The 25,793-nt window shown below is 67.3% G+C and carries 16 protein-coding genes and 6 pseudogenes; 8 read left to right on the top strand and 14 right to left on the bottom strand.

Features of this window, described 5'->3' with window-relative positions; translation table 11 throughout:
• Nucleotides 1-217 precede the first annotated feature (217 nt).
• A complete protein-coding gene (locus tag PIB19_RS16755; RefSeq protein ID WP_271238252.1) occupies nt 218-1,624 on the top strand; it encodes a M20/M25/M40 family metallo-hydrolase in 1,407 nt (468 codons plus the stop codon).
• 47 nt (nt 1,625-1,671) lie between these two features.
• Nucleotides 1,672-2,319: pseudogene (pdeM, locus tag PIB19_RS16750) on the top strand (ligase-associated DNA damage response endonuclease PdeM); the annotation flags it as partial.
• A gap of 10 nt (nt 2,320-2,329) precedes the next feature.
• Here pdeM and PIB19_RS16745 read toward each other — a convergent pair.
• The 6 genes and pseudogenes from PIB19_RS16745 to PIB19_RS16720 form a co-directional block, all read right to left on the bottom strand.
• Complete coding sequence (locus PIB19_RS16745; RefSeq protein WP_271238251.1) at nt 2,330-3,025, bottom strand: GIN domain-containing protein; 696 nt, start codon at nt 3,023-3,025, stop codon at nt 2,330-2,332.
• A gap of 37 nt (nt 3,026-3,062) precedes the next feature.
• The gene (locus tag PIB19_RS16740) at nt 3,063-3,782 is read right to left on the bottom strand and encodes a head GIN domain-containing protein (protein ID WP_271238250.1); all 720 of its coding nucleotides are present in this window, start codon (nt 3,780-3,782) and stop codon (nt 3,063-3,065) included.
• Nucleotides 3,783-3,903: 121 nt separating this feature from the next.
• Nucleotides 3,904-4,436: pseudogene (locus PIB19_RS16735) on the bottom strand (CarD family transcriptional regulator).
• Nucleotides 4,437-4,719: 283 nt separating this feature from the next.
• Nucleotides 4,720-5,058, bottom strand: coding sequence for a ferredoxin FdxA (gene fdxA / locus PIB19_RS16730; protein WP_271238249.1), 339 nt, complete (start codon nt 5,056-5,058; stop codon nt 4,720-4,722).
• A 122-nt stretch (nt 5,059-5,180) separates the two neighbouring features.
• Nucleotides 5,181-5,414, bottom strand: a pseudogene (locus tag PIB19_RS16725) (S4 domain-containing protein); the annotation flags it as partial.
• Nucleotides 5,407-7,953 (bottom strand): annotated as a pseudogene (locus PIB19_RS16720) (helicase-related protein). The pseudogenes PIB19_RS16725 and PIB19_RS16720, both read right to left, overlap by 8 nt.
• 252 nt (nt 7,954-8,205) lie before the next feature.
• Here PIB19_RS16720 and PIB19_RS16715 point away from each other — a divergent pair.
• A complete protein-coding gene (locus tag PIB19_RS16715; RefSeq protein WP_271238247.1) occupies nt 8,206-9,690 on the top strand; it encodes a M23 family metallopeptidase in 1,485 nt (494 codons plus the stop codon).
• Nucleotides 9,691-9,780: 90 nt separating this feature from the next.
• Nucleotides 9,781-10,239: a hypothetical protein gene (locus PIB19_RS16710; protein ID WP_271238246.1), complete on the top strand. Its 459-nt coding sequence runs from the start codon at nt 9,781-9,783 to the stop codon at nt 10,237-10,239.
• Here the strand turns inward: PIB19_RS16710 and PIB19_RS16705 are convergent.
• The 6 genes and pseudogenes from PIB19_RS16705 to PIB19_RS16680 form a co-directional block, all read right to left on the bottom strand.
• Nucleotides 10,155-11,948 carry an ATP-binding protein gene (locus PIB19_RS16705; protein WP_443018635.1) on the bottom strand — a complete coding sequence of 598 codons (1,794 nt, stop codon included), beginning with the start codon at nt 11,946-11,948 and terminating at the stop codon, nt 10,155-10,157. The genes PIB19_RS16710 and PIB19_RS16705 overlap by 85 nt on opposite strands.
• 68 nt (nt 11,949-12,016) lie before the next feature.
• Nucleotides 12,017-12,738: pseudogene (locus PIB19_RS16700) on the bottom strand (TIGR02186 family protein).
• A gap of 44 nt (nt 12,739-12,782) precedes the next feature.
• Complete coding sequence (locus PIB19_RS16695) at nt 12,783-13,697, bottom strand: sulfite exporter TauE/SafE family protein (RefSeq protein ID WP_271238245.1); 915 nt, start codon at nt 13,695-13,697, stop codon at nt 12,783-12,785.
• 48 nt (nt 13,698-13,745) lie between these two features.
• Nucleotides 13,746-14,777: a hypothetical protein gene (locus PIB19_RS16690; RefSeq protein WP_271238244.1), complete on the bottom strand. Its 1,032-nt coding sequence runs from the start codon at nt 14,775-14,777 to the stop codon at nt 13,746-13,748.
• Nucleotides 14,774-15,934 carry a glycosyl transferase family protein gene (locus tag PIB19_RS16685; RefSeq protein WP_271238243.1) on the bottom strand — a complete coding sequence of 387 codons (1,161 nt, stop codon included), beginning with the start codon at nt 15,932-15,934 and terminating at the stop codon, nt 14,774-14,776. The genes PIB19_RS16690 and PIB19_RS16685 overlap by 4 nt, the downstream gene beginning before the upstream one ends.
• On the bottom strand, nt 15,931-16,164 hold the full coding sequence (locus PIB19_RS16680; RefSeq protein WP_271238242.1) for a hypothetical protein: 234 nt from the start codon (nt 16,162-16,164) through the stop codon (nt 15,931-15,933). Before PIB19_RS16680 ends, PIB19_RS16685 begins: the two co-directional genes overlap by 4 nt.
• 183 nt (nt 16,165-16,347) lie before the next feature.
• On the opposite strand from PIB19_RS16680, the gene PIB19_RS16675 reads away from it, so the two are divergent.
• From PIB19_RS16675 to pbpC, 4 genes and pseudogenes are all read left to right on the top strand, one after another.
• Nucleotides 16,348-17,295 (top strand): hypothetical protein, encoded by a 948-nt coding sequence (locus PIB19_RS16675; protein ID WP_271238241.1) that lies wholly within the window; start codon nt 16,348-16,350, stop codon nt 17,293-17,295.
• Complete coding sequence (locus PIB19_RS16670; RefSeq protein ID WP_271238240.1) at nt 17,220-17,819, top strand: hypothetical protein; 600 nt, start codon at nt 17,220-17,222, stop codon at nt 17,817-17,819. Before PIB19_RS16675 ends, PIB19_RS16670 begins: the two co-directional genes overlap by 76 nt.
• Nucleotides 17,820-17,926: 107 nt before the next feature.
• Nucleotides 17,927-22,102 (top strand): alpha-2-macroglobulin family protein, encoded by a 4,176-nt coding sequence (locus tag PIB19_RS16665; protein WP_271241020.1) that lies wholly within the window; start codon nt 17,927-17,929, stop codon nt 22,100-22,102.
• 209 nt (nt 22,103-22,311) lie between these two features.
• Nucleotides 22,312-24,426: pseudogene (gene pbpC, locus PIB19_RS16660) on the top strand (penicillin-binding protein 1C).
• Nucleotides 24,427-24,579: 153 nt separating this feature from the next.
• On the opposite strand, the gene PIB19_RS16655 reads toward pbpC, so the two are convergent.
• Together PIB19_RS16655 and PIB19_RS16650 are read right to left on the bottom strand one after the other, a co-directional pair.
• Entirely contained in the window at nt 24,580-25,101 is a 522-nt protein-coding gene (locus PIB19_RS16655; RefSeq protein ID WP_271238239.1) for an RcnB family protein, read from the bottom strand.
• A 106-nt stretch (nt 25,102-25,207) separates the two neighbouring features.
• On the bottom strand, nt 25,208-25,687 hold the full coding sequence (locus PIB19_RS16650; RefSeq protein WP_271238238.1) for an outer membrane protein assembly factor BamE: 480 nt from the start codon (nt 25,685-25,687) through the stop codon (nt 25,208-25,210).
• Nucleotides 25,688-25,793 lie beyond the last annotated feature (106 nt).

Raw genomic sequence — 25,793 nt, 5'->3', positions numbered from 1 at the left:
CAAGCGCAACCATCGATGTCTCTTATTGTCGCAATAATATATAATTAATTCTTTAATAACTGCGACTGTGTACACATATTATAGTTAATTTTTCGTTAATTACTGGCGTCCCAAGATTCACGAGTGATCTGGACTATGCGCCGCCGCTTCGAGCCATCGGCAAATCCGCCATGGGTGGTCGCTTGCTACGCCCGCGCTCCCGGCGTAGCCCTCCGCCATGACCGACTCGACGCCCGCACTCGACTATGTCGAGACCCATATCGACGACAGCCTCGATCGCCTGTTCGCGCTGATGCGCGTGCAATCGATCTCCACCGATCCGGCGTATGCCGAACAGTGCCGCGTCGCCGCGCAACTGCTCGCCGATGAGCTGACCGGCCTCGGCTTCGAGGCGCGCGTCGCGCCGACCGAGGGCCATCCGATGGTGGTCGCGCATCAGGAAGGCGACGGCCCGCACGTGCTGTTCTATGGCCATTACGACGTCCAGCCGGTCGATCCGCTCGCGCTGTGGAAGCGCGATCCGTTCGACCCCGTGCTCGAGACGCGCGCCGACGGCACCAAGGCGATCGTCGGCCGCGGCGCATCGGACGACAAGGGCCAGCTGCGCACCTTCATCGAGGCGTGCCGCGCGTGGAAGGAGACCGAGGGCCGCCTACCCGTGCGCGTCACGATCCTGTTCGAAGGCGAGGAGGAATCGGGCTCCGAGAGCCTAGAGCCGTTCCTTCGGGCCAATGCGGAAGAGCTCAAGGCCGATTTCGCGCTGATCTGCGACACTTCGATGTGGGACACTGCCACGCCCGGCCTCACCATCGGCCTGCGCGGAATGGCCGGCGGGCAGGTGACCGTGCGCGGGCCCTCGCGCGACCTCCACTCAGGGCTGTACGGCGGCCCGGCGCGCAACCCGATCCAGGTGCTGACCAACATCCTCGCCGATCTCAAGGACGCCGACGGCCATGTCACGCTGCCCGGCTTCTACGACGGCGTTCACCCCTTGAGCGACGAGGTCCAGAAAAGCTGGGACGCGCTCGGCTTCGACGCCGGCGAGTTCCTCGGCGATGTCGGCCTCAGCGTCCCCGCGGGCGAGAAGGGCGTCGGCGTGCTCGAGCAGAGCTGGGCGCGCCCGACCGCGGAGATCAACGGCATCTGGGGCGGCTATACCGGCGAAGGCTTCAAGACGGTGATTCCGGCCGAAGCCCATGCCAAGGTGAGCTTCCGCCTCGTCGGCGATCAGGATCCCGACCAAATCTGGGCGGCGTTCGAGGCGCATGTCCGCTCGCGCCTCCCTGCCGACTGCTGCGCCGAGTTCAACGTCCGAGGCGGATCACGCGCGATCAGCCTCGCCAGCGACAGCCCGCCGCTCGCCGCCACCCGCGCCGCGCTCGACGCCGAATGGGGCAAATCGGCACTGCTCGCCAGCGGCGGCTCGATCCCGGTGGTCAATTCGATCCGCTCGATCCTGGGCATGGACAGCGTGATGGTCGGCTTCGCGCTCAACGACGACAATATCCACTCGCCCAACGAGAAGTACGACCTCAACAGCTTCCACAAGGGCATTCGATCGTGGGTGCGGATCCTCGGGCGACTGGGAGCGATGGAGCCGGCAAGGCAGACCGAGACCGCCTGAAGCGGCTACGGTTGACAATGCCCGGTGCGAAGCCGGATAGGCAGAGCATGGTTCCCCTTTCGTTCGGCGGTCATGCGTTTCAGGCGCTCGCGCAAGGGGCGCTCTACTGGCCCGCGCGGCGCGCGCTACTCGTCGCCGATCTCCATTTCGAAAAGGGAAGCTGGTTCGCCAGCAAGGGGCAGATGCTGCCGCCCTATGATTCGCTGGCGACGCTCACCGATCTGTCGGCATTGGTGACACGCACCGGCGCAGTCGAGCTCTGGTGCCTGGGCGACAGCTTCCACGATTCGGCGGGCTGCGAACGGCTTCCCGCCGATGCCCGCGCGCTTCTCACCGGGCTTACTGCGCGGCTCGACTGGCGCTGGATCACCGGCAACCATGATTCACTGCTGATCGATCATTGCGGAGGGACGATCCTCGAAGAAGCCGAGGTCGACGGGCTCGTCCTCCGCCACGAGGCCGCGCCGGGCGAGATCCGCCCCGAGCTATCCGGCCATTTCCATCCCAAATTGCGGATCAGCATCCGCGGCCGGCAGGTTTCGCGGCGCTGCTTCGTGGCCACTGCCACCAAGCTGATCCTGCCCGCATTCGGCGCGCTCACCGGCGGGCTCGACGCGCATCATCCCGAGATCGTCCGCGCAGTGGGGCGCGGCGCGCAAGCGCTCGTCGCGCTCGACGATCGCCTGCTGCGCTTCCTCTCGCCGCCTAATTTTTCCGGATCGTCCCCGAACACGTCATCGGCCCGGACCCACGCAGCGTGCATTCGGGCTTGCCGGATATGGCGATTTCGCCGCTGCCCATCGCCATGGCCTGCGCAGTATAGCGGACGTTGACGCGGACAGGGCCGCTGCTGTCCGACGTCAGTCGCGCGTCCCCGGCGGTCAATCCGGCGGCATCTATCGAGCCCGCGCCGGAATTGCGCAGCATCACGCGCGCCGTGGTACCCGCCAGCGTCATCGCGCCGGTGCCGGTCAGGCTCGCATTGAGATCGTCGGCCTTGATCGCCGCGACGTCGAGACTCCCCGACCCGGTCAGCACCAGATCGATGCGCCCGCCACGCATCTGCGCCACTCGCACCCGCGCGCCGCCGCTGAGCATCACGCCGCGCAGCGCCAATACCGACACACGGACTTTGGGCAATGGTGCGGCCGCGCTCTTCGCGCTGGCCCAGGACAGCGGCCCGGCGCTCACGACCATCGTGTCGCCATTGACCTGAACCGCGACCTGATCGAGCGTTCCGCGCGCGCCGCTGGCGGTAGCGCGCGGCGAGCCGGTTACCACCTCGACTTCGAACGGACCGTCGACACGCAACCGCTCGAAGCTGCCGACCATGAAGCTGCGCTCGTCCGCCGGCGCGGCGGCGGTGAGCAACAGGAGCGGAGCGAGGAGCAGCGATCGCATGCCGCGACAGTCGCCCCCGCGCCCCTTCAGGCAAGCCTTAGCTGCAATGCGCCTCGCCCGAGCCGACCGCATTCACCGAGCATTTGGCGCCGCCGCCCAGTTCGGCATCGCCCGAACCGACGATCGAGACCGAGGCGGGGCCCTTCACTGTCCCGAGAACGTTGCCCGATCCCGCGATCGAGACCTCGGCGCTTGTGGCGGTCAGGCGCTTGGCGTCGATGTCGCCCGAACCGGCAATCGAAGCGGAGAGCTTCGACGCGCTGCCGGCGACGCTGAGGTTGCCCGAGCCCGCGATCGACAGGTCGGCCGCATTGGCGCGGAGATCCGCCACGCTGAGATTGCCCGAGCCGGCAATCGCGCCGTCGAAATCGCCTTCGCCCCGCTGCGCGGTCAAATCGCCCGAACCGCTGACCGTCGCGGAAGTGAGCCTGGGCATCACGACATGGATGCGCGCGCCATGGTCGTTGTTGAACCATTGCTCCTTCATATCCTTGCGCCCGACCCGCAGCGTGCCGTCGACGACGCGGATGTCGAGTTTGTCGAGTACCTTGGGATCGCCCTCGGCGGTCACCGAGAAGTTCTGGCCGGCCTTGACGTCGACATCGTCCGGCCCGCGCAGTTCGACGCCGGCGAAGCCGCTCGCGGCGAAGCTGCGCGAGGCGCCGCTGCCGCTCGCCTGAGCGGCCTCGCCCTTTTTCTCCCAGTTCGACTGGCACGCGGCCAGCGGCAACGATGCGATCATCAGCAACATACGCATTTCCTTCTCCCGAACTCGTGTGTTGGTTATGCAATACACCATCTATCGGCAAAGGAAAAGGGCGGCCGTTGCCGGTCCGCCCCTGTCCAAAAGTCACAAAATCGCGACATCTGCGCGCGCGTCAGGCCGGGACCTTGTCCTTGTTCCAGATCGCAGCGGACTTGCGCAGGATGTCGAGGATTTTCTCGAGCGCGGTCGGCTCGTCCACTTCTTCCATCGCAGCCAGCTCGCGCGCGAGGCGCGACGCGGCCGCTTCGAAGATCTGGCGCTCCGAATAGCTCTGCTCGGGCTGGTCGTCGGCGCGGAACAGATCGCGGACCACTTCGGCGATCGACACGAGGTCGCCCGAATTGATCTTGGCCTCATATTCCTGCGCGCGGCGCGACCACATGGTCCGCTTGACCTTGGGCTTGCCCTTCAGCGTCTCGAGCGCTTCCTTGAGCGTCTTGTCGCTGGAAAGCTTGCGCATGCCGACGCTCTCGGCCTTGTTGGTCGGAACGCGGAGCGTCATCTTCTCTTTTCGAAACGCAGGACGTAGAGTTCGAGCTGCATGCCCGCAATTTCCTGCTTCTGCAGCTCGATCACACGGCCCACGCCGTGCTTGGGGTAAACGACATAATCGCCGACATCGAAGGACAGCGCCTTGGCAGCCATGTGCGAGGAACCTTTCCGTGAATAAACCCGCCCCGAACAGTGCGGCATTGGCCCGGCGGCGCCAGGCCGTCGGGCAAGCGGCTTCGGGACTAACTCGTATGCTCTCCGGGCGGAAAGCGCGTAAACGCTTCCGTCGCAGCCTGTTTAACACGGTTGCAATAAAATTACCAGCCGCACGTCACCACCGGTGCACATTTATGTGCACTGCGGCGAAGATTTGCGGTCAGTCGCGTCGCGCAAGCGCGGCGCGGCTGGATTTCGAGGTCCCCGGAGGGCGGCCCGATCAGCTCCCGGTGCCGGGCTCCGTCGAGAAATACTTGTCGAACTTGCCTTCCTGGCCCTTCATCGCGTCGGCATCGGCGGGAACGTCGCCCTTCTGGGTGATGTTGGGCCATTCCTCCGAATAGGTCTTGTTGAGCTCGAGCCACTTCTCCAGGCCGTTCTCGGTATCGGGCAGGATCGCCTCGGCGGGGCATTCCGGCTCGCAGACGCCGCAGTCGATGCACTCGCTGGGATTGATGACGAGCATATTCTCGCCCTCGTAGAAGCAATCGACCGGACACACCTCGACACAGTCCATGTACTTGCACCGGATGCAGGCGTCGGTGACGACATAGGTCATGGCAGGTCGGCTCCCTGAGCGGCAAAAGGTCTGTAACGCGCGCCCCTGCTATGCCCCGGATTCTGCGGCGTCAACGTTTCTGGGCGCCTGGATTTCCAGACGCGTGTAAAGCTCGGCTGCCTCGGCCGGGGGCCGCGCCGCTTCGGCAATGCCTCGACGCGCAAGGCCAGCACCTTGCCAAAGAGCGGGAAGACGATGATCGATCCGATCCGCACCGGCGCCGCCGAGCGCTCGATCCGCCGCCCGTCGAGCCTGAGCGTGCCTTTCTCGGCGATCGCCTGCGCAGCGCTGCGCGTCTTCGCGAGCCGGGCGAACCACAGGAAGCGGTCGAGCCGGATGCTCGCGCCGTCAGCCACCGCGCAATCCGGCGAGCACCGCAAAAGCGTTGTCGGTCGGCGCGGCCCTGGGCGTGGCGACGGGAGTCAGCCCCTGCCAGATCCAGCGTTGCGGCTCGCTTTCGCGCGCCCTTGCAGTCTTGAAGCCGAGCTGCGCCATCAGCCGCGCCAGCGTCTCGGGCGTGAGGCCGATCGAAGTAGCCAGCGCGGGATCGGGCACAAAGGGTTTCCGCCCCTGCCGCGCGTCATGCGCCGCCCGCGCGATCCGCTCGACAAGATCGATACGCACCGCCTGCGCGCCCAGCGGACGGAAGCCATGCGCGAGATCCGCGCCCGGCGCATTGCGGGGCAATACCGTCGATCCCTCGGGCGGCGCCTCGGCCAGCGCCATCAATTCGCGGCGCCACCGTGCCGCTGCAGGCTTGAGCAGGCCCGGCGCGAACAGGTCGAGCGTTCCGATGGTGATCCCGATCGCGCGCAAACGCTTGCGCGCATCGGCGTCGAGCCCTCGACCAAAGCCGCCGCCGCCCGTCGGGGTAGCAGCCCCCGGTATCGAGCAGCGCATTGGCGAGCGCGCGCAGCGGCCCGCCGGCTTCGGGATCGCGGCTCGCGGCGTCGAGCTTCGACAATGTCGGCAGGTGTCGCGCGACCTGCGCGGCGAACCAGGCTTCCAGTCGCGCCTGCACTGCGTTGCGCACCAGCGGATCGAGTATGTCGAGCGCGCGATCGAGCACGATCCTGGGGCGGACGAGATTTGTGCCGGGCTTGAGCCCTGCCACAGGAACGCCACCCCACAACACCGTTCGCCCTGAGCTTGTCGAAGGGCCGTTCTTCCTCTGCACCTCGGTCGAAGAAAGGGCTGCCCTTCGACAAGCTCAGGGCGAACGGAGAGTGTGAGCTCCGAATCCTCCGCGTTGATCAGCGCCTCGCCGCGCCTGCGGAACTCGCCGGCGAGCCGCTTCTCCGCCGCCGCCAGCAGCATGCGCTTGTCGGCGGCGCGCGCGTCGGGCTGGACGGTAAAGCGGAAGCCCTCGATCGTGCCGAGCGGATGCTCCTCGACGCTCACTTCGCCCTCGGGCCCGATCGTCACCGGCAGGTTCGAGGCGTCCGCGCCGATCTGGCGGAGCAGCACGGTGGTGCGTTTGTCGACGAAACGCTGGGTCAGGCTGGCGTGGAGCGCGTCCGACAATTTCTCCTCGATCGCCCGGGTGCGTTCGGCCCAGTGGATCGGGTCCTGCAGCCAGTCGGCGCGGTGCGCGATATAGGCCCAGCTCCGCGCCGCGGCGATGCGCCCGGCGAGCGTCTCGACATCGCCGGCCATGTTGTCGAGCCGCTGGATCTCGTCGGCGAACCATTGGTGCGGGACATGGCCATTGGCTTCGGAAAGATGTCCGAAAAGGCGCCCGACGAAGCGCGCATGGGGATCGACGCCGAGCTTGCGGAAATCGGGGAGCCCGCACGCTGCCCAGAGCCGCATCACCATTCCGGACGAGCGCACCCGCGCGCGCACCCAATCCTCCTCCGCCAGCCGCTTGAGCACGGCGAGATCGACTGCCTCAGGCGCCGCGCGCAGCACCTCCTCATGCGGCCGGGCCTCCAGACTGCCGACCAGCGCATCGATGCTGGCGAAATCGGGTTCGCCTTCGCGCCAGTAGAGATGCTCGAGCCGCGGCACCTTGTGCGCCTCCAACGCCAGCACTTCCTCGGGCGTGAAGGCGCTGGGGCCCTCATCGTGGAGCGCGCCGAACGTTCCGTCCTTCTGGTGACGGCCCGCACGACCCGCGATCTGCGCCATTTCGGCCACGGTGAGGCGGCGCTGGCGGCGGCCGTCGAACTTGGAAAGCGAGGCGAAGGCGACATGGCTGACATCCATGTTCAGCCCCATGCCGATCGCGTCGGTGGCGACGAGATAGTCGACCTCGCCCGCCTGGAACATCGCCACCTGGGCGTTGCGGGTGCGCGGGGAGAGCGCTCCCATCACCACCGCAGCACCACCGCGCAGGCGCCTGAGTGCCTCCGCAACCGCGTAAACTTCCTCGGCGGAGAAGGCGACAATCGCCGAGCGGCGGGGAGGCGCGAAAGTTTCTTCGCGCCGGCATAACTGAGCGTCGAAAAGCGCGGGCGGCCGATGACCTCGGCGTCGGGGACCAGTGCCTTGAGCATCGGCTTCATCGAATCCGACCCCAATATCATCGTTTCGGCATATCCCCGCGCGCGCAGGAGCCGATCGGTGAAGACATGCCCGCGCTCGGGGTCGGCACCCAGTTGCGCCTCGTCGAGGCCGACGAACGCGACTTCCTCTCCAGCGGCATGCTCTCGGCGGTGCACAGCAGCCATTTCGCTTTGGGAGGAGTATCTTCTCCTCGCCGGTGATCAGCCCGACCGATTCCACGCCCTTCATCCGGACGACACGGTCATAGACTTCGCGCGCGAGCAGCCGCAGCGGGAAGCCGATCATGCCGCTGGCATGGCCGCACATCCGCTCGACCGCGAGGTGGGTCTTGCCGGTATTGGTGGGGCCGAGCACCGCAGTGACCGGCGAACGCGCGAACTGGCTCATGTCGCCAACCAACATCGTTCCGAGTCAGCCCTTAAGCAACACCCCTGATTGCAAAGGTCCCTTAACCATGTTGATTTATTAGGACATTCAAACATGAGGATTCCCTTGGTCCCGGCATGTGCACAGATCGCCGGAGTCAGGGGAACGGAATGGGCTGCTTAATTTGACTTTAATCGCTCTCTTCCACAGTGATCCGGTGTTCGCCGGGGGTGGCGGCACATTCGACGACGGAGTTTTCGGGGGCATCGCGCCTTGTTCCTGCGTAACGATCATGGCCTGGAGCTCGGCGGCGGCGGCATCGCCACGCCTGCGCTCGCCGCTGTGCCCGGCACCGCCCTCAGCACTCAGCTCAAGCGCCGCTTCTTCGCCGATCTCGATCTGGCGCCCGATCTCGGCGCGCGGATCGGCTCGCTCACCTGGTATCGCGGCGTCGCCACCTGCATCGGCCTGTGTGCGCTGACCGTGCTGATGGCACCCGGCTTCGAAACCCCGATCTACGGCACCGTCGCGCCCGCGCTTAGCGGCGCCGAATGGGACGCTGCCCGCGCGCAGGCGATCACACCGCTCGCCCAGGGCGCGACCAGCGGCTACCGCGTCGCCGCGACCAAGCTCGTCTCGCCGCTGACCGATACGCCCGAACGCCCGATTATCGAGGGAACCGCCAAGCTCGCATTCGGCGCGGCGCTGGTCTCGGTCCTCCAGCGCACCGGCGTCGGCAAGACGGACGCCACCCAGGTCGGCCAGCTCGTTTCGAGCGCGATGCCGCTGGGCGAGATCCAGAGCACCTTGCTCGACTATCAGCTCGGCAGGCGTCCCGAGAAATCGCAGCCGCGGCCGCTGGAGCGGCTCGAGCTGCGCGCGGCATTCGACAAGAGGATGGAGATCACTCGGGTCGGTGCCTCGCTCAACCTGAAGGTCATCCCGATCGCGATCGACCATACGCCGCTGCGCGTGCAGGGCGCGGTCGGATCGAGCCTGTATCGCTCGGCGCGCGCCGCCGGCGCGCCGGCCAAGGCCGTCGAATCCTATATCCGCACGCTGGCCACCCGCGTGCCCGTCGCGCGGCTCGGCTCGAACTGCAAGTTCGACATCATCGTCAAGCAGGCGCGCGCCGCCACCGGCGAGGTCCAGCTCGGCAATCTGCTCTATGCCGGCGTCAGCGGCTGCGACAGTAGGGTCCAGATGATGCCGTGGGAATCGAACGGCAAGATCGAATGGTTCGACGGTGCCGGCAAGGGCAACAAGACCGGCATGATGGCGATGCCGACCAACGGCCGCTTCTCTTCGGCGTTCGGCATGCGCCGCCATCCGATCCTCGGCTATACGCGGATGCACCGGGGCGTCGACATCGCCGCACCCTGGGGCGCACCGGTCTATGCCGCCACCGACGGCGTCGTGCAGTTCGCGGGACGCAGCTCGGGCTACGGCAATTTCATCAAGCTCGATCACGGCGGCGCGTTCGGCACCGGCTATGGCCATCTCAGTCGGATCGTAGTGCGCAGCGGACAGAGCGTGCGCAAGGGTCAGGTGATCGGCGCGGTGGGCAATACCGGTCTCTCGACCGGCCCGCACCTCCATTACGAGCTCTACAAGAACGGCGTCGCGGTAAACCCGCGCTCGGTGGCGTTCACGTCGATGCGCCAGCTGACCGGCAGCGATCTCGGCGAGTTCCGCTCGAAGCTGGGCCAGCTCCTGTCGGTGCCGGTGGGGCGCGGGGCGGAGAAGGACGAGGACTGAGGTCCGCCTGAGCGTGCGCCGACTATCGCAAGCTCGACGAACTCCACAACAAGCCGCCGGCACCTTCAAAGGGACGAATCGGGACCAATGTTGAGCCCGTCGCAGCAAGCCACGCTCAATGTGGAAGAAGCCCGCGCGCTGCGCGCATCCGGCTGTACGTACCGACAGATCGCACGCCAGCTCGGGCTTAGCTCCGCCCAACTTGGCCATGTTCGTCGAACCCTCTCGCGAGAGAAAGCGGGCGGCACGCGGCTGCTGCGCACGACGCCGAACGCTACCGCTCGTGATTTCCCGGTGAACCAGTCCATATTGCCATGGGGATTACGCCGGCAGCTGACATCGGCGGGCTACCGGACGCTCGGAGATGTGGCGGAACGGCTTCGCGACCCGAACCTTCCCGGCCTCGAGGCAATGCCGGGCGTCGGTCCGCACAAGGCAGCGTTAGTGAAGCGATTGCTCGATCATCATGGCCTGCTTCCCGGCAACGACGACCTGCGAGGCGCTATCGAACAGCTCTTCCCCGATCTGGCAGATCCAAGCGGCAATTGACGCCGGGAATCGCGCGGCCCGGCCGGCGCGTCGGGATTACTTCCCTGCGAACGCCAGCGCTTGATCGTGCGTTCGAGCATCAGTTCCTCGCCGCCGGTCTCGCGCCACAATTCGGAAAACAGAGGATCATCGGACGCCGGACGCTTGCCGTCCTCGAGCGCGTCGAACAGCAGGCGGATCGGCGTGGCGACACCTTCGCCCACGGCGATGCACTCGCGATTCCGCAGAGCCGGGATCGAATCGAGGAAGCCGCGCGCACCTTCGGGCATCGCCGCCTTGACGAAGGCCTGATCGCGTTCGTTGTTGAGCCGCATCGACAGGATCGTGCCGCATTGCGAGAGCACGCCTTCGGCGAGGTCCGACGGACGCTGCGTGATCAGCCCCAGCGAGACGCCGTATTTACGGCCTTCCTTGGCGATCCGGCTGAGGATGCGGCCGACGGACGAACCATCGGCGTTGCGCTCGTTGGGAACGTAGCGGTGCGCCTCTTCGCAGACCAGCAGCACCGGCCGCTTGGCCTCGCCGCGCGACCAGATCGCGAAATCGAACACCATGCGCGAGAGAACGGCCACGACCACGGACGTGATCTCGCTCGGCACGCCGGAGACGTCGACGATCGAGATCGGCTTGCCGTCACCCGGCAAACGGAAGACGCGGGCGAGGAAGTTCGCCATCGTATCGGCGACCAGCATGCCGGAGAACATGAAGGCGTAACGCGGATCGCCCTTGATCTCGTCGACCTTGCTGCGCAGCCGGAGATAGGGGCCCGTATCGGTCGCCTTGTCCATCTTGCCCATTTCCGTCTGGAGGATCTGGGTGAGGTCCGAGAGCAGATAGGGGATCGGCGCATCGACGGTCAGCTTGCCGAATTCCTGGGCGAGCCGGTTCTTGCCCTTGGCGAGCAGGATGCATTTGGCGAGGATGTCGGCATCGACCTGGCGGTCCGAGCCCTGCGTGGTGAGGAACACCTCGCAATGCTCCTCGAAATTCATCAGCCAATACGGCATCTGCAGGTTCGAGACGTCGTAGAGCGCGCCGGTGGTCTTGAACGCACTGGCATATTCGCCGTGCGGATCGATCATCACGATATGACCCTGCGGCGAAAGCTCGCAGATCCGGTGGAGGATCAGGGCCGCGGCGGTCGACTTGCCGGTGCCGGTCGACCCAAGCAATGCGAAATGCTTGCCGAGCATCGAATCGATATAAAGCGCGGCGCGGATATCCTTGGTCGGATAGACATTGCCGATCTCGATATGGGCGCGATCGTCGGCGGCGTAGATCTGCTTGAGATCGGCGGTCGAGATCGGGAACACCGCGCAGCCCGGCGTCGGATAACGCGTGACGCCGCGGCGGAACTTGTAGAGCTTGCCGGTGAGCTTCTCCTCGTCGCCTTCGCCGAGGAAATCGACCTGCGCGAGGATCCGGTCACCGCCGGCATCGAGCCGCAGCGAACGGACATTGGCGATCAGCCAAATGCTGCCGACGCGCAATTTGACCTGGCTGCCCACCTGCCCGGCATTGGCGACCGCGACGTCGCTGCTGGTGGCGAGCGCCTCGATCTCGGCGGGGTCGAACATCACCTGGCTCGACGATCCGGCGATCTCGAGCACGGCGCCGATCGGACGGGCCTGGACGCGCGGCGAGGCCGCGTCTCCCGACGAAACGGGCACGGCGTTATCCAGGGCGCGCGCGCCGAACTGACCTTCCATCGGATACTCCCCGGGGTTGTGCGGAGCATCATGCGCATGGGAGCGTAAATTTTAGGTTGTCTGATAATTCAGAAGCGCCGCCAGATCGCGCCCGCTCCCCAGCCGAACAATACCGACAGCGCCACTGCGATCAATCCGTAGGAAATCGAGTAATGCTCCGCGCTGCTGGCGATGAAGCGTTCGAAGCCCGATTTGCGGATGTCGATCGGCCGCACCGCCGCGGCGAGCACACGGCCATTCTGGATCAGGAAGGTCTCGGCAGTGAAGCGCCCCACGGGCACGCGCGCCGGTATGGCGAGGCGCGCGCGATAGAGAACGCCGCCGGTGATCTCCACGGCGCCGGGAGCTTCGTAATAAAGGCCGCTGCGCGTGCGCAGATCGACGAGGCCCCGATCGAAGCGCTGCTGCACTTCCGGAACCGCACCGGAGGCCGGCGAAAGCTGGAGGCTGTCGACGCCGAGCTCGAAGATGGCGCGGGTACGCTCATCGACGATCTTCCGGATCGGCCGCGGCGAGGCGATCGCATAGAAGCTCGGTGCCGAGCGATAGCGCATCGATTCGGCATTGAGCCAGATGCCTGCCCGCTGCGCCTTCTCGCGCACGAGGATCGACTGGGTCGGCCCCTTGACCACCACGACGATGTCCACGGGCCCGTCCTCGGGATCGGGGCGCGGCCGCGCGGATAGAGGATCGCGCCGAACAGCAGGAGCTCCGCGCCGGTGAACGAATAAGCGATCTCGATATCGCGCTGCGAGACGTCGGGGACGAGCACGGGCTTGGCCTGCCCCATCAGCAGCGGCGCGCCGAGCACCATCAGGATGGCGCCGAGCCGTTTCACAACAGCTCCACCGAGAAGATCTCGTCGGGGCGCCAGGCGAGCCCGAGCAGCATGCGCAGCGCCACGGCGATCACGATCAGCGCCAGTGCGAGGCGCAGATATTCTGGCTTCGCTTTCTGGGCGAGACGGGCGCCGAGCTGCGCGCCGGTCACCGAACCGAGCAGCAGCAAAACGGCGAGGACGATATCGACTGCCTTGGTGGTCGTAGCGTGGACCATCGTCGCCGCGGCAGTGACGAACAGGATCTGGAACAGCGAGGTCCCAACCACGACCGACGTGCCCATGCCGAGCAGATAGAGCATGGCGGGAATGAGGATGAAGCCGCCGCCTACCCCGAGCAGCACGGTCAAGATGCCGGTGAAGAAGCCGAGCAGCAAAGGGGCGAGCGGCGAGATGTAGAGCCCCGAGCGATAGAAGCGCCAGCGCAAGGGGAGCATCGCGACGAGCGGATGGTGGCGGCGCTTGCGGGGTTTCGGCGGGCGAGCGCCGCGCTCGACGCGGACCGCGGTCACCGATTCGTGGAGCATCAGCCCGCCGATCGACCCGAGCATCAGCACATAGAGGATGGCGATCACGGTATCGATCACGCCGGTCGCCTGGAGCATTCGGAACAGCACTGCGCCGGCGATGCTGCCGATCACGCCGCCGGCGACGAGCACCAGCCCCATGTGCACGTCGACTCCGCCGCGCCGGAAATGCGCGAACACGCCCGAGACGCTGGCGCCGGTCACCTGGCTCGCCGCGGATGCCGCGGCGACGGTGGGCGGGATGCCGTAGAAGATCAGCAAAGGCGTGGTCAGGAATCCGCCGCCGACCCCGAACATCCCCGAGAGCAGCCCCACGCCGAGCCCGAGCGCCACGATCACCAGCGCATTGACCGAGAGATTGGCGATGGGGAGATAGAGATCCATTGCGGGGAGGCGATACCGCGTTTGCGCGGCAGTGCAAAAGCCTCCGAGCTAGAAATCGCTTCCGAGCGTGAGTGCGAGGCCCGAGCCGGGACGGGCATTGCCCGCCACGCGCTGGCGCCAGTCGAGCGCGAGGCGGACATTCTGCTGCCCAAGCGGGAGCGCGAGCGTTGCGGAGGGACCAATATCCAGGCGCGCGGCGTCGCGCTGCGCCGCGCCCCAGGCACCGCCGCCGAGCGCGAGCCGCACGCCGCCGCCTTCGGCGAGGGTGTGCGTCGCGCGGACGGCGCCGTCGGCATAGGGTTCGCTGCGGTCACGGCGAATCGCTCCCGCCTGACCATAGGATTCGAGCCGGAAACCGGACGCAACCGGTCCGTCGAACCCCGCGATGACGCCGACACCGGGCCCACCTTTGGTGCCGTCGAGGCCGAAACGCTGTTCGACGGCGAGGCGGACCGGCGCCTGGGTCGGCTGCCATTCGAGACCCAGCGAGGCTTCGGCGCCTTTGCCTCGAAGCGGAGTCACCAACCGCGCAACGGCCGCCAGCCGCTGTTCCGGGAGGAGCATATAGGCAATGCGCAGTCCGGCCTGGCTACCGCCGAGCTGGCTCGCGCCCGGTGCGGCGCCGAGCCCCGCGCCAGGACGCGCCACCAGCCACGCGCTCGCCGACCAGCGCGAGGGCGACGGCGGCAGATGGTCGGGTTGCGCGGCGGGCGGCAGCGGCACGGGCGCGACGCCGGCAAAGGCGGGCGCGCCATATTGGACGAGCGCGAGCAGCGCCATCTGGACGCGCTCCGGGTCTGCGACGACTTGTGCAGACGTCGCATATGGGGACGGTTGGGGCGGAGACGGCTGAGGCAGGCGAACGAGGACGGGAATATAGGCCGCTCGAACGGCCGGAACGGGACGCACCTGCACCGGTGCGGCGACCGCGCCCGGGATGGCCGGCGATGCTAGCGGCACCACGCGCCGGATCGCTTCGGGAAGCGAGCCGGTCTGCGACCAGAGCAACGCGATACGGACACCGACCCAGCCGAGCGCCACCAGCGCGAGGAAGCGGATCGGGCGCCCCTGTCCGGTCATCCGGCCGCCTGTTCGGGGAGATCGGGAAACTGGTGGTCGGTCTTGTCCCAGCGCGGCGCGGCGCCGAACAGCATCCGCGTATAGAGCCCGATCGCCCGGCGCGCGGCGAACAATGCGATGTAATTGCCGACCAGCACCCGCGGCGCCGACCACAATGCCTCGCGCCAGCCATAAGCGCGGTGCACGAACGCGGCGCGCACCAGCAGACGCCAGCCGACGAGCGCGAAATTCGCCCAGAGCAGCGCCTGGACCGACGGATCGAGCACCGGTGCCGTCGATCCGGCGACGAGATGGACGAGCGTCGACACGCTCCACAGCAGCAGCGTGCAATAAGCGATCGCGAGCACCGGCAGTGCCAGCGTCGCGCGCCGATCGCGCATCCGCATCCAATTGTCGCCGAGATGCGCCGACGCGTGCCATCCGGTGCGGTCCCATCCGGCGAGCGCGATACCCGTCAGCCAGCGTGCCTTCTGCCGGACCGCCGCCCTGAGCGTATCGGGGAAATAGGCGCGCACGGCGACCGGCGGTCCACCGATGCGCTCGGGCACGCGCGCCAGCACCGTCTTTCCGCCCATCGCATGGATCGTCAGCCCGAGTTCGTAATCCTCGGTAAGGCTGGTCGCATCGAACGGCGCACCGCCGCGCGCGTCGGCAATCGCGCCGAGCATGTCGCGCCGGATCGCGCAGCCGACTCCCGCCAGCGGCAGCCCCGCGCCCAGCGCCTGGCGCACGACGAGCGTTTTCGCATGCGCCTCCGCAAACTCGTCGCAATAATGGCCGGCGACGAAGCGCGATCGCGGATGCGGCAAAGGCAGCACCGGCAGTTGCACCGCCGAGCAATGCTGGAGCCGATGCGCGAAGACCTTGAGTTCGAGCGGATGAACGATGTCCTCGGCATCGTGGAGGACGATCCCCAGCACCGGTGAACCTTCCGCCAGCTCGTCGCGGAGCAACGCACGCCATAATGCATTGAGGCAATCGGCCTTGGTGGTCGGGCCCGGCGCGCCGCCGATCACCAGGCGTATGCGAGCATCCCTCTCCGCAACGTCCGCGACCGCGGCGATCGTCGCCGGATCGTTGGGATAGGTCCCGACATAGATCGCATAATCGGCATGATCGAACCGGCGCAGCGCGGTGCGCAGCATCCTGCCGATCACTTGCGACTCATCCCACGCTGCCACGAACACCACGATCCGCCCCGGCGGAATCGACCCTGCAGAGTCCGGACAAAGAGAGGGCGCTGCGGCAGACTGCGCAGCCGCAATCGAACGCGTCTCGCCGCATAGATCAGATCGACCAGCAGATCATCCAGGCCGCCGACGAGGAACCAGATCGCGGCGAACAATGTCGCCTCACGCGCAATCGCATCTATCGCGGTGATCAGCACGACCGTCCCAACACCGCGAAATCTCCGATTCGGATGCACTCATCTTCCGCATTGTTTATTAAATGATCAAGTTGACTTGGCCGGGACTCTCCAGATTTCCGTCCGTTTCGGAGGCGGTCATTTCACCGTTGGCCTGTTTCCCCTGCCCGGCTAGGGTGCGTCGGCCTTTGGGGGATTTGTGCCATGAAGCTTGTTGCCCGGCTCGGTATCCTGGCGCTGATCGCTGCGCCGCTGGGCGCCACGCTCGCGATGGGCGACAACAGCCCGCAGGTCGAAATGGCCACGCCCGGCGTCGGCGACGGCGCGATCGAGCGGTTCACTGCGCGCTTCAATCAGGCGATGGTCCCTCTCGGCGATCCGCGCGCGGCGGGGCCGTTCACGGTCGAATGCCCGGTCGGCGGCGAAGGGCGCTGGGTCGACCAGCAGACCTATGTCCATGAATTCGCCAGCCCGCTCCCCGGCGGCGTGACCTGCACCTTCACCTTGAAGGACAAGCTGAAGAGCCTCGCGGGTTACGCACTGACCGGCCAGAGCAAATTCACCGTCGACAGCGGCGGCCCGATCGCGCGCGCAGTGCTGCCGAGCCGTTACGGCGGCGAGATCGAGGAGGATCAGACCTTCCTCGTCGCCGCCAATATCGCGCCCGATCGCGCCTCGGTCGGCGCCAATGCCTATTGCGCGGTCGACGGGATCGGTGAGCGGATTCCCGTCGATGTGCTGCCCGCCGACGTGCCGGGCAAGCTGCTCGCGGGGCTGGGCACCGATCAATGGTCGGTACAGAGCTTCCTCGAGGAAGCGGGCTTGCCCAAGGCGCTTCCCGCCGCGGAAGCCGATCGGGTGAAAGCCACTGCCAGCGTGGTCGCGCTCAAATGCCGCCGGCCCCTTCCCCCGGCCGCGACGTCGCGCTCGTCTGGGGCAAGGATATCGCCAGCGGCGGCCGCATCGCGGGCACCGACCAGCGCTTCGATTTCACGGTCCGGAAACCGTTCGCGGCGCGCTTCGAATGCTCGCGGGTCAACGCGCAAGCCGGATGCAGCCCGGTGCAGGACGCATGGGTGCGCTTCTCGGCGCCGATCCCGCGTGCGCAGGCCGAGGCGATCCGCATCACTTTGCCCGACGGCAAGGCGCTGACGCCGATCTTCTCCGACGAAGAGAAGCGCAAGGCAGTGATCGCGGACGTAAAGTTCAAGGCGCCACTGCCGGCCGCGGTCACCGCCAAGTTGACACTCCCCGCCAATGTCGCAGACGAAAGCGGGCGCAAGCTCTCCAACGCCGAACGCTTCCCGCTCGATGTGCGCTTCGACGAAGCGCCGCCGCTGGTGAAGTTCGCCGCGGACTTCGGCATCCTCGAAGCGGCCGAGGGCGGCGTCCTCCCGGTCACAGTGCGCAATGTCGAGCCGCAGCTCGTCGGCAAGCAGATGGCGGTCGGCGGACAGAGCCTCAGGGTCGAGGGGGCGACGGGGAGATCGCCAAGTGGTTGCGGGCGATCGACGACGCCGCGGAAACCAAGAGCTCGACGACGCAGCACGGCGACGAGACGATCCGGGTCAATCTCACCGGCAGCGAGCCGTTGCTCACGCCCGCCACGGGCAAGCCGTTCCAGGTCTCGTTGCCCGGCAAGGGCAAGGAGTTCGAAGTCGTCGGCATCCCGCTGACCAAGCCCGGATTCTATGTCGTCGAGCTCGCCAGCCCGCGGCTCGGCAGTGCCCTGCTCGGCCGCGACAGCCCGCGCTATGTCGCGGCAGGCGCGCTCGTCACCAATATGAGCGTGCACTTCAAATGGGGCCGCGACCAGTCGCTGGTCTGGGTCACTGCGCTCGACAGCGGCAAGGGCGTCGGCAGCGCCGAAGTCCGCATCACCGACAGCTGCACCGGCCAGATCCTCGCAAAGGGCACCACCGATGCCTCGGGCCGGCTCGGCGTCCCCGCCGGGCTGCCCGAGCCCGAAACCTATTCGAGCTGCGAAGGCGGCACTGCCTCGCCGCTGATGGTGTCGGCACGCAAGGCCGATGATTTCAGCTTCACGCTCACGCAATGGGGCGACGGCATCCGCCCCTACGACTTCGATCTGCCTTATGGCTGGCAGACGCAGGATCAGATCTTCCACACCGTGTTCGATCGCGCACTCGTCCGCCAGGGCGAGACGATCCACATGAAGCATATCGTCCGCCAGCCGATCGCGACCGGCTTCGGCACTTCACCGGCGTTCACAGGCACGTTGCGCCTCTCGCATCGCGGATCGGACACCAAATACGACCTGCCGCTGACGATCGATGCCAACGGCATCGGCGAGACCGAATGGACTGCGCCGCAGGGCGCCAAGATGGGCGATTACGACATCCAGGTCGTGACGACCGAGGGCGAGAACGAGAAGATCGCCTATACCGGCCAGTCGTTTAAGATCGACGAATACAAGCTGCCGACGATGAAGGCGTCGGTCACGGGACCCAAGGAGGCGGCGGTGCGCCCCTCGACGCTGCCGCTCGACCTTTTCGTCGGCTATCTCTCGGGTGGCGGCGCGGGCAATCTGCCCGTCGAATTGCGCGTCGGCTGGTTCGAAGGCGTGACCGCGCCCGACGGCTATGACAGCTACAGCTTCGGCGGCCGCGCGCTGACCGAGGGCGTCAAACCATTGAACGGCGACAGCGAGACCGACGAGGAATCGACACCGCTGCCGCCCACCCAGACCTTGCCCGTCACGCTCGGCGGCGACGGCACCGCACGCACTTCGATCGAGGTTCCCCAAAGCCTCGACCAGCCGACCAACATGCAGATCGAGATGGATTATCAGGACGCCAATGGCGAGATCCTGACCGCCTCGCGCCGCATCCCGATCTACACCTCCGCGGTCCAGCTCGGCATCAAGACCGACGGCTGGCTGATGAAGCAGGACGATCTGCGGCTGCGCTTCGTCGCGCTCGACACTTCGGGCAAGCCGCTCGCCAACCAGTCTATATCGGTCGAGCTCTACAGCCGCGAGATCCTGACCGCGCGGCGCCGGCTGATCGGCGGCTTCTACGCCTATGACAACCAGATGAAGACGACGAAGCTGGGCGCCACCTGCTCGGCGACCACCGATGCGCAGGGGCTGGCGACGTGCCAGCTCGATCCGGGCGTGTCGGGCGAAGTCTATGCCGTGGCGACCACCAAGGATGCCAACGGCAATGTCGCACGCGCGACGCGTTCGACCTGGCTGGTCGGCGACGACGATTGGTGGTTCGGCGGCGACAATGGCGACCGCATGGACGTCATCCCCGAGCAGCTCGAATACAAGGCCGGCGAAACCGCCAAATTCCAGGTCCGCATGCCGTTCCGCGAAGCCACCGCGCTGGTTACGGTCGAGCGCGAAGGCGTGCTCTCGAGCTTCGTCGTCGGCTTGAGCGGCAAGGATCCGGTGATCGAAGTGCCGATGCCGGCCGCTTATGCGCCCGACGTCTATGTCTCGGTGATGGCCGTCCGCGGCCGCGTCTCGGGTTTCGCCAATTGGCGATCGAGCCTCGCACGCGACTGGGGGCTGCCCTTCTCGCAGGATGGCGGCAAGCCGACCGCCACGGTCGACCTCGCCAAGCCTGCCTATCGCCTCGGCATCGCCAAGGTGAAGGTCGGCTGGGAAGGCCATCGCCTCGGCGTCGCGGTCAAGGCCGAAAAGGCGACCTACGCCGCGCGCGACATTGCCAATGTCGACGTGCAGGTGAAGAATCCCGACGGCTCGCCGGCGCGCGAGGCCGATGTCGCCTTCGCCGCGGTCGACGAGGCCCTGCTCCAACTCGCGCCCAATGAGAGCTGGGACGTGCTCACGGCGATGATGGGCGATCGGCCGATCTCGGTGCTCACCTCCACCGCGCAGACGCAGGTCGTCGGCAAGAGGCATTACGGCAAGAAAGCCGTCGAGGCCGGCGGCGGTGGCGGCGGCGATCTCTCCGGGCTCAACCGCGAGAATTTCCAGCCGGTTCTGCTGTGGAAGGGCAAGGTGCCGCTCGACGGCAATGGCCGCGCCCGCGTGCAGGTGCCGCTGTCCGACGCGCTCACCTCGTTCAAGCTGGTCGCGATCGCCACCAACGGCGCGCAACTCTTCGGCACCGGCGAGGCAAGCGTCCGCACCCATCAGGATCTCAGCATCTATCCGGGCGTGCCGCAGGTGGTGCGTTCCGGCGACACGTTCGGGGCGATGTTCACGCTGCGCAACGGATCGGACAAGCCGATGCGCGTGACGGCGAATGTCGTGCTCAGCCCGGCGGTCGCCACCGGCAAGCCGCTGACCGTTGATATCCCGGCGGGCGGCGCCGCGCCGGTCAGCTGGAACCTCACGGCGCCCAACGCCGCGGGCAAGCTCAGCTGGACCGTCTCGGCCAAGTCCGCCGACGGCAAGGCAGTCGACAAGGTGACAGTCGCGCAGGACGTGATCCCGGCGGTGCCCGTCGAAGTCTGGGCGGCGACGCTCGCCCGGGTCGGCGAAGGCACCAGCTTCTCGATCGCCCCGCCCGCGGGCGCGCTGCCCGGTTTCGGGATGGTCGACATCAGCCTTGCCGATACGCTCGCCCCGCCGCTCCAGGGCGTGCGTGATTACATGGGGACATATCCTTATGGCTGCCTCGAGCAGCGCACGTCGCGCGCGATCGCGCTTGGCGATACGGGGATGTGGAACGGCATCGCCGGCGAGCTGCCCGCCTATCAGGACAGCGACGGGCTGCTGCGCTACTTCCCCGGCGAATGGGCGGGATCTGAAGCGCTGACCGCCTATATCCTGTCGATCACCGCCGAAGCGGGTCTGCCGCTGCCCGATGGGCCGCGGGCCAAGGCGATCGACGCGATGAAGGCAGTGCTCGACGGCCGCCTGCGCCGCGAGGATTATGGCGATGTCCGGCTTCAGCGGATCGCCGCCTTCTCGGCGCTCGCCCGGCAGGGCGCGGCGACCAGCGCGATGCTCGGCCAGCTCGGCATCGCGCCGGCGGAAATGCCGACTTCGTCGCTCGCCGACTATCTCGCTGCTCTGGCCAAGGTGCCCGGTCTCGCCAACGGCACGCAGCTTCGCGCCGATGCCGAGCAGGTGCTGCGCCAGCGGCTGGTCTATGAAGGCACCCGGATCGACCTCAGCGACAAGGGCAACATGCCTTGGTGGCTGATGTCGTCGGACGACGAAGCGGCGATCAAGGCCGTGATGGTGACTTTGGGCCGCCCCGGCTGGCAGGCGGAGACGCCGAAGATGATGGTCGGTGTGGCGATGCGCCAGCAGCGCGGCCATTGGGGCACCACCACCGGCAATGCCTGGGGCACGATCGCCGTCCGGAAATTCATGGCGGCCTATCCGGCGGAGGCGATCGCGGGGGTAACCACCGCCAGCCTGGGCAGCGCGAGCATCAGCCGGCCCTGGCCGCTGCTCGAGCCGCAGCGCAGCTTCAGCCTGCCGCTGCCGGCGGCGACCACGCCGCTGGTGATGCGCCAGGCGGGCGGCGCGGGGCCATGGGCGTTCGTCCGGGTCAAGGCGGCGGTGCCGCTCACCCAGCCGTTGATGGCCGGGTACAAGATGACCAAGCAGGTCAGCGTGGTGCAAGGGCTGGTGCCCGGGCGGTATACGCGGGGCGACGTCATCAAGGTGACGATCAGCGTCGAGGCATCGGCCGAGCGCAACTGGGTGGTGATCAACGATCCGGTGCCGAGCGGCGCGACGGTGATCGGCAGCCTCGGCGGCCAATCCGAGATGCTCAACGCGCAGGCCGGCACGGCCGAAGGCGTCTCGCCCAACTGGATCGAGCGCGGACAGGGATCGTGGCGGGCTTATTATGGCTGGGTGCCGCGGGGCAGCTTCACGATCTCGTACGTGATGCGGCTCAACGCCTCGGGCCGGTTCAGCCTGCCGGCGACGCGCGTCGAGGCGATGTACTCGCCGGAGATCCGCGCCCAGCTGCCCAATGCAGTGATGGTGGTGACGGAGCGGTGACCTCTCCCCGTCATCCCGGCGAAAGCCGGGATCCAGAGCTATGAGCGAGACGGCATAGAAACACTGGATCCCGGCTTTCGCCGGGATGACGAATTGTAGTGAAGCAACGCCTTTCGCGTCTGATCCACCGCATCGATCGCTTTCCCGAAGCGCTCGCCGCGTGGGGCGGCCGCCAGCGCGCGGCGTATCGCGAGCGCGGCTGGCGCGGCATCTTCACGCCTTCGCGAATCGTGTTCACCGCCGCGGTCCTGCTCACCGGCAGCTTCGTATCGCTCTCCTGGGTCACGCGCCCGCCGCCGCTCCCCGGCTACGCCGCGGTAACCGCCAACTGGCACCCCTCCGAGGCCTGGCTCTACGATCGGGGCGGCCGGCTGATCGACAGCACGCGTGTCGACCTCCAAGCGCGCCGGCTCGGCTGGGTCCGCCTCGCCGATATATCACCGGTGGCACGCGACACCCTCGTCGCCGCCGAGGACCGCCGCTTCCGCGATCACAATGGAATCGACTGGTGGGCGCTCGGCGGCGCGCTGCGCGACCGGGTCGAGGGCAAGCGCGCGCGCGGCGCCTCGACGCTGTCGATGCAGGTCGCTGCCTATCTCGCCCCCGATCTCGCGACACCGGGCCATCGCAGTATTTGGGACAAGGTGCGCCAGATGCGCGCGGGCGCCGCGCTCGAGAGGGGCTGGACCAAGGACCAGATCCTCGAGGCGTATTTAAACCTCGCCGGCTTTCGCGGCGAGGCACAGAGATCGGCGCCGCGGCTTTGGGGCTGTTCGGCAAGACGCCCGCGACACTCACTCGCGACGATGCATTGCTGCTCGCGGCCCTGCTTCCCAATCCGGGGGCAGGATCGACCGAAGTCGCGCGGCGCGCCTGTGCACTCAGCCGCGACAAGGATTGCAGCCGCTTCGCCGGCGCCGCAGCATCAATGCTAGGGCCGGCACGCAGCCTCGCGCTCGATCCGGGGCTCGCGCCGCACCTCGCCGCGCGATTGCTCGACAAGCCTGGCGCGCGCGTGACCACCACGCTCGACGCGCGCATCCAGTCGGTCGCGATCGCGGCGTTGCGCCGCCAGCTGCAGGGACTGGGCGGCACCCGCGCCCGGGACGGCGCAGTGGTGGTGGTCGACAATGCCAGCGGCGACGTGCTCGCTTATGTCGGCGGGATCGGCGGCGAATCGACTGCGTCCGCGGTCGACGGCGCCTCGGCATATCGCCAGGCCGGATCGACGCTGAAGCCGTTCCTCTATGCGCAGGCGATCGAGAAAGGCTATCTCACCGCAGCCTCGATCCTCGACGATCTCGCCGGTCCAGCTCGACACTGCCTCGGGGCTCTACGTTCCCCAGAATTACGATCGGGCATTCAAGGGGCCGGTCTCCGCACGCATCGCGTTGGCGGGATCGCTCAACGTCCCCGCGGTGCGCACGCTGTTGCTGACCGGGGTGGATGCGTTTCGCGACCGGCTGTGGGACACCGGCTATCGCGGGCTCGTCGAGGACGGCCAATATTATGGCTATTCGCTGGCGCTCGGCTCGGCCGAAGTGACCCTGCTCGAACAGGTCGCCGCCTATCGCAGCCTCGCGCTCGGCGGGCGCTGGTCGCCGCTGCGGTTGACCAAGACTTCTCCAAGCGTGCCGCTCCGGCCGATCGTTTCGCCGCAGGCGGCGTGGATCGTCGCCGACATCCTCGCCGATCCGAACGCCCGCGCCGGCACCTTCGGCGTCGATTCGGCGCTGCGCCTGCCCTTCTGGGCCGCGGCCAAGACCGGCACGTCGAAGGCGATGCGCGACAATTGGTGCATCGGCTTCAGCGACCGGTTCACCGTCGGCGTGTGGGTCGGCAATCTCGAAGGCGATCCGATGCGCGCCGTCTCGGGAACGAGCGGCGCGGCGCCGGTGTGGCGCGACGTCATGACGGCATTGCACGCCGCGACACCCTCCAGGCCGCCACCCCCGCCGGCCGGCGTCGAGACGCGGCAAATCCGCTTTGCCGAGGGCATTGAGCAGCCGCGCCGCGAATTTTTCGTGAAGGGCACTGCGCTCGACCAGGTCGCGGCGGCGCCCGAGACGGCGCGGCGGCCGCGGATCGTCAATCCGGTGGCGGGCAGCGTCTATGCGCTCGATCCCGATATTCCGATCGATCGCCAGCGGCTGGCGATCTCGGTGGCAGGCCAGGTTGCCGGCCATCGCCTGCTGCTCGACCGCGAGGATCTGGGTACTGCCGACTCGCACCCGCTGCTGCTGCCGACGCGCGGGCAGCACCGGTTGCGGCTGGTCGACCTCGGCGGGCGCGTGGTCGATCAGATCCTCTTCACGGTGCGCTGAAGATCTCGCATTTCGCTACGGGAGCGAAATGCTTTTCCGCGCGTTCAATCGCGCGGTCCTTCCCTTTCGGACCGTGCTCAAGGGCACCGGCCGCGCCGCCGCAACCGGCGCGGCCGAACCCCGGACCGCTCGCGCGGCCCGGGTCCGGTCCATTTACCAGTAGAAGCCCGGGATCACCCGCACCACGACGCCGCGGCGCGTATCGATGAGCAACACGTCGTTATAATGGCGCACCCAGCGCTGGTAGCGCCCGACCGGGGGCAGGCGATAGCGCCACGGATCACCGATCACATAGCGTGACCCCCAATAGCTCGGCGCGATCCGCACGCCGCTGCGGAAGCGGGTATAGCCGAACGGCGCCCGCCAATTGCCGCGGGAATAGACGCCGCGGTTGCGCGCGCGATAATCGCGCCAGTCATTGTCGCCCCAGCGGCGATCGCGGTCGCGCCGATCCTCGCGATATTCCTGGCGTGCCTCGCGGACGTCGCGGCGCTCGTCGCGAATGTCGCTGCGATCGCCCCGGCGCCGCGCGTCGCGCAGCTCGCGCTGTTCCTCGCGGATGTCCTGGCGGTCGCGGCGCAGCTCGCGATTCGATTGCGCGCTGGCGGCGGTGGGCACAGCCACCGCCGGCATCGCCACGGCGGCAAGCAGGGCTGCGGTGATGATCTTCTTCATGTGGATTCCTCCAAGCTCACAGGCCGGTTCTTCCGGCACCGCTGCAATCTGGAGGAGTCCGGCTGAACCGCGCGGGAATGCGGCGGTCAGCAATCAGCAACCTTGGCTACTGGCCCGAACCGCCCGGAGGGCCACCGCCGCCGGTGCCCGGAGCGCCGACCGTGCCGATATTGCCGAACAGATCGCTGAAGAAGCTGCGCTTGCGGCCCAGGGTCGGGGTCTTCTTGCCATAGGGGTCGACCGAGGCGATCAGCTCCTTGCCCATCTTCTCGACCGAGGCGACGTTGCCGTTCGCATCGAAGCGCACGCGGATCGTGGTCTGGTCGCGCACTTTGGGATCGCTATAGCCGAAGTTCCGGCTGTCGCGGGACACATAATACCATTCGCCCTGGTTGAACTGGCTGGTCAGCGTCGGGCGGCCGAGCGTCTGCATCACCGATTCGCGGGTATCGACACCGGGCTGGACCGAATCGACGAGCTCCTTGTCGATGACATAGCCCTGGTGCGACTTGATCGGCGCGCAGGCAGTGCCGCCCATGGCGACGAGGAGCGCGGCGCAACCGGCCAGGCGAACGGGGAAGGGCATCGAAATCTCCAGGGCAACGCGAGCACCGGCGCACGCATTGCATCGCGCGCCATTCGCCTCAATATGCGGCAAAATGCGGCCAAACAAGGTCGCGCCACAAGTTGTA

Source organism: Sphingomonas sp. 7/4-4, assembly GCF_027941955.1.
Lineage (GTDB): Bacteria > Pseudomonadota > Alphaproteobacteria > Sphingomonadales > Sphingomonadaceae > Sphingomonas.
This window is presented reverse-complemented; position numbering and strand designations above follow the sequence as displayed.

Bases quoted from the DNA above. Each gene is read 5' to 3' on its own strand.
- PIB19_RS16755 (WP_271238252.1), top strand. From the start codon at position 218: ATGACCGACTCGACGCCCGCACTCGACTATGTCGAGACCCATATCGAC.
- PIB19_RS16745 (WP_271238251.1), bottom strand. From the start codon at position 3,025: ATGCGATCGCTGCTCCTCGCTCCGCTCCTGTTGCTCACCGCCGCCGCG.
- PIB19_RS16740 (WP_271238250.1), bottom strand. From the start codon at position 3,782: ATGCGTATGTTGCTGATGATCGCATCGTTGCCGCTGGCCGCGTGCCAG.
- fdxA (WP_271238249.1), bottom strand. From the start codon at position 5,058: ATGACCTATGTCGTCACCGACGCCTGCATCCGGTGCAAGTACATGGAC.
- PIB19_RS16705 (WP_443018635.1), bottom strand. From the start codon at position 11,948: ATGGAAGGTCAGTTCGGCGCGCGCGCCCTGGATAACGCCGTGCCCGTT.
- PIB19_RS16695 (WP_271238245.1), bottom strand. From the start codon at position 13,697: ATGGATCTCTATCTCCCCATCGCCAATCTCTCGGTCAATGCGCTGGTG.
- PIB19_RS16690 (WP_271238244.1), bottom strand. From the start codon at position 14,777: ATGACCGGACAGGGGCGCCCGATCCGCTTCCTCGCGCTGGTGGCGCTC.
- PIB19_RS16675 (WP_271238241.1), top strand. From the start codon at position 16,348: ATGAAGCTTGTTGCCCGGCTCGGTATCCTGGCGCTGATCGCTGCGCCG.
- PIB19_RS16665 (WP_271241020.1), top strand. From the start codon at position 17,927: ATGAGCGTGCACTTCAAATGGGGCCGCGACCAGTCGCTGGTCTGGGTC.
- PIB19_RS16655 (WP_271238239.1), bottom strand. From the start codon at position 25,101: ATGAAGAAGATCATCACCGCAGCCCTGCTTGCCGCCGTGGCGATGCCG.
- PIB19_RS16650 (WP_271238238.1), bottom strand. From the start codon at position 25,687: ATGCCCTTCCCCGTTCGCCTGGCCGGTTGCGCCGCGCTCCTCGTCGCC.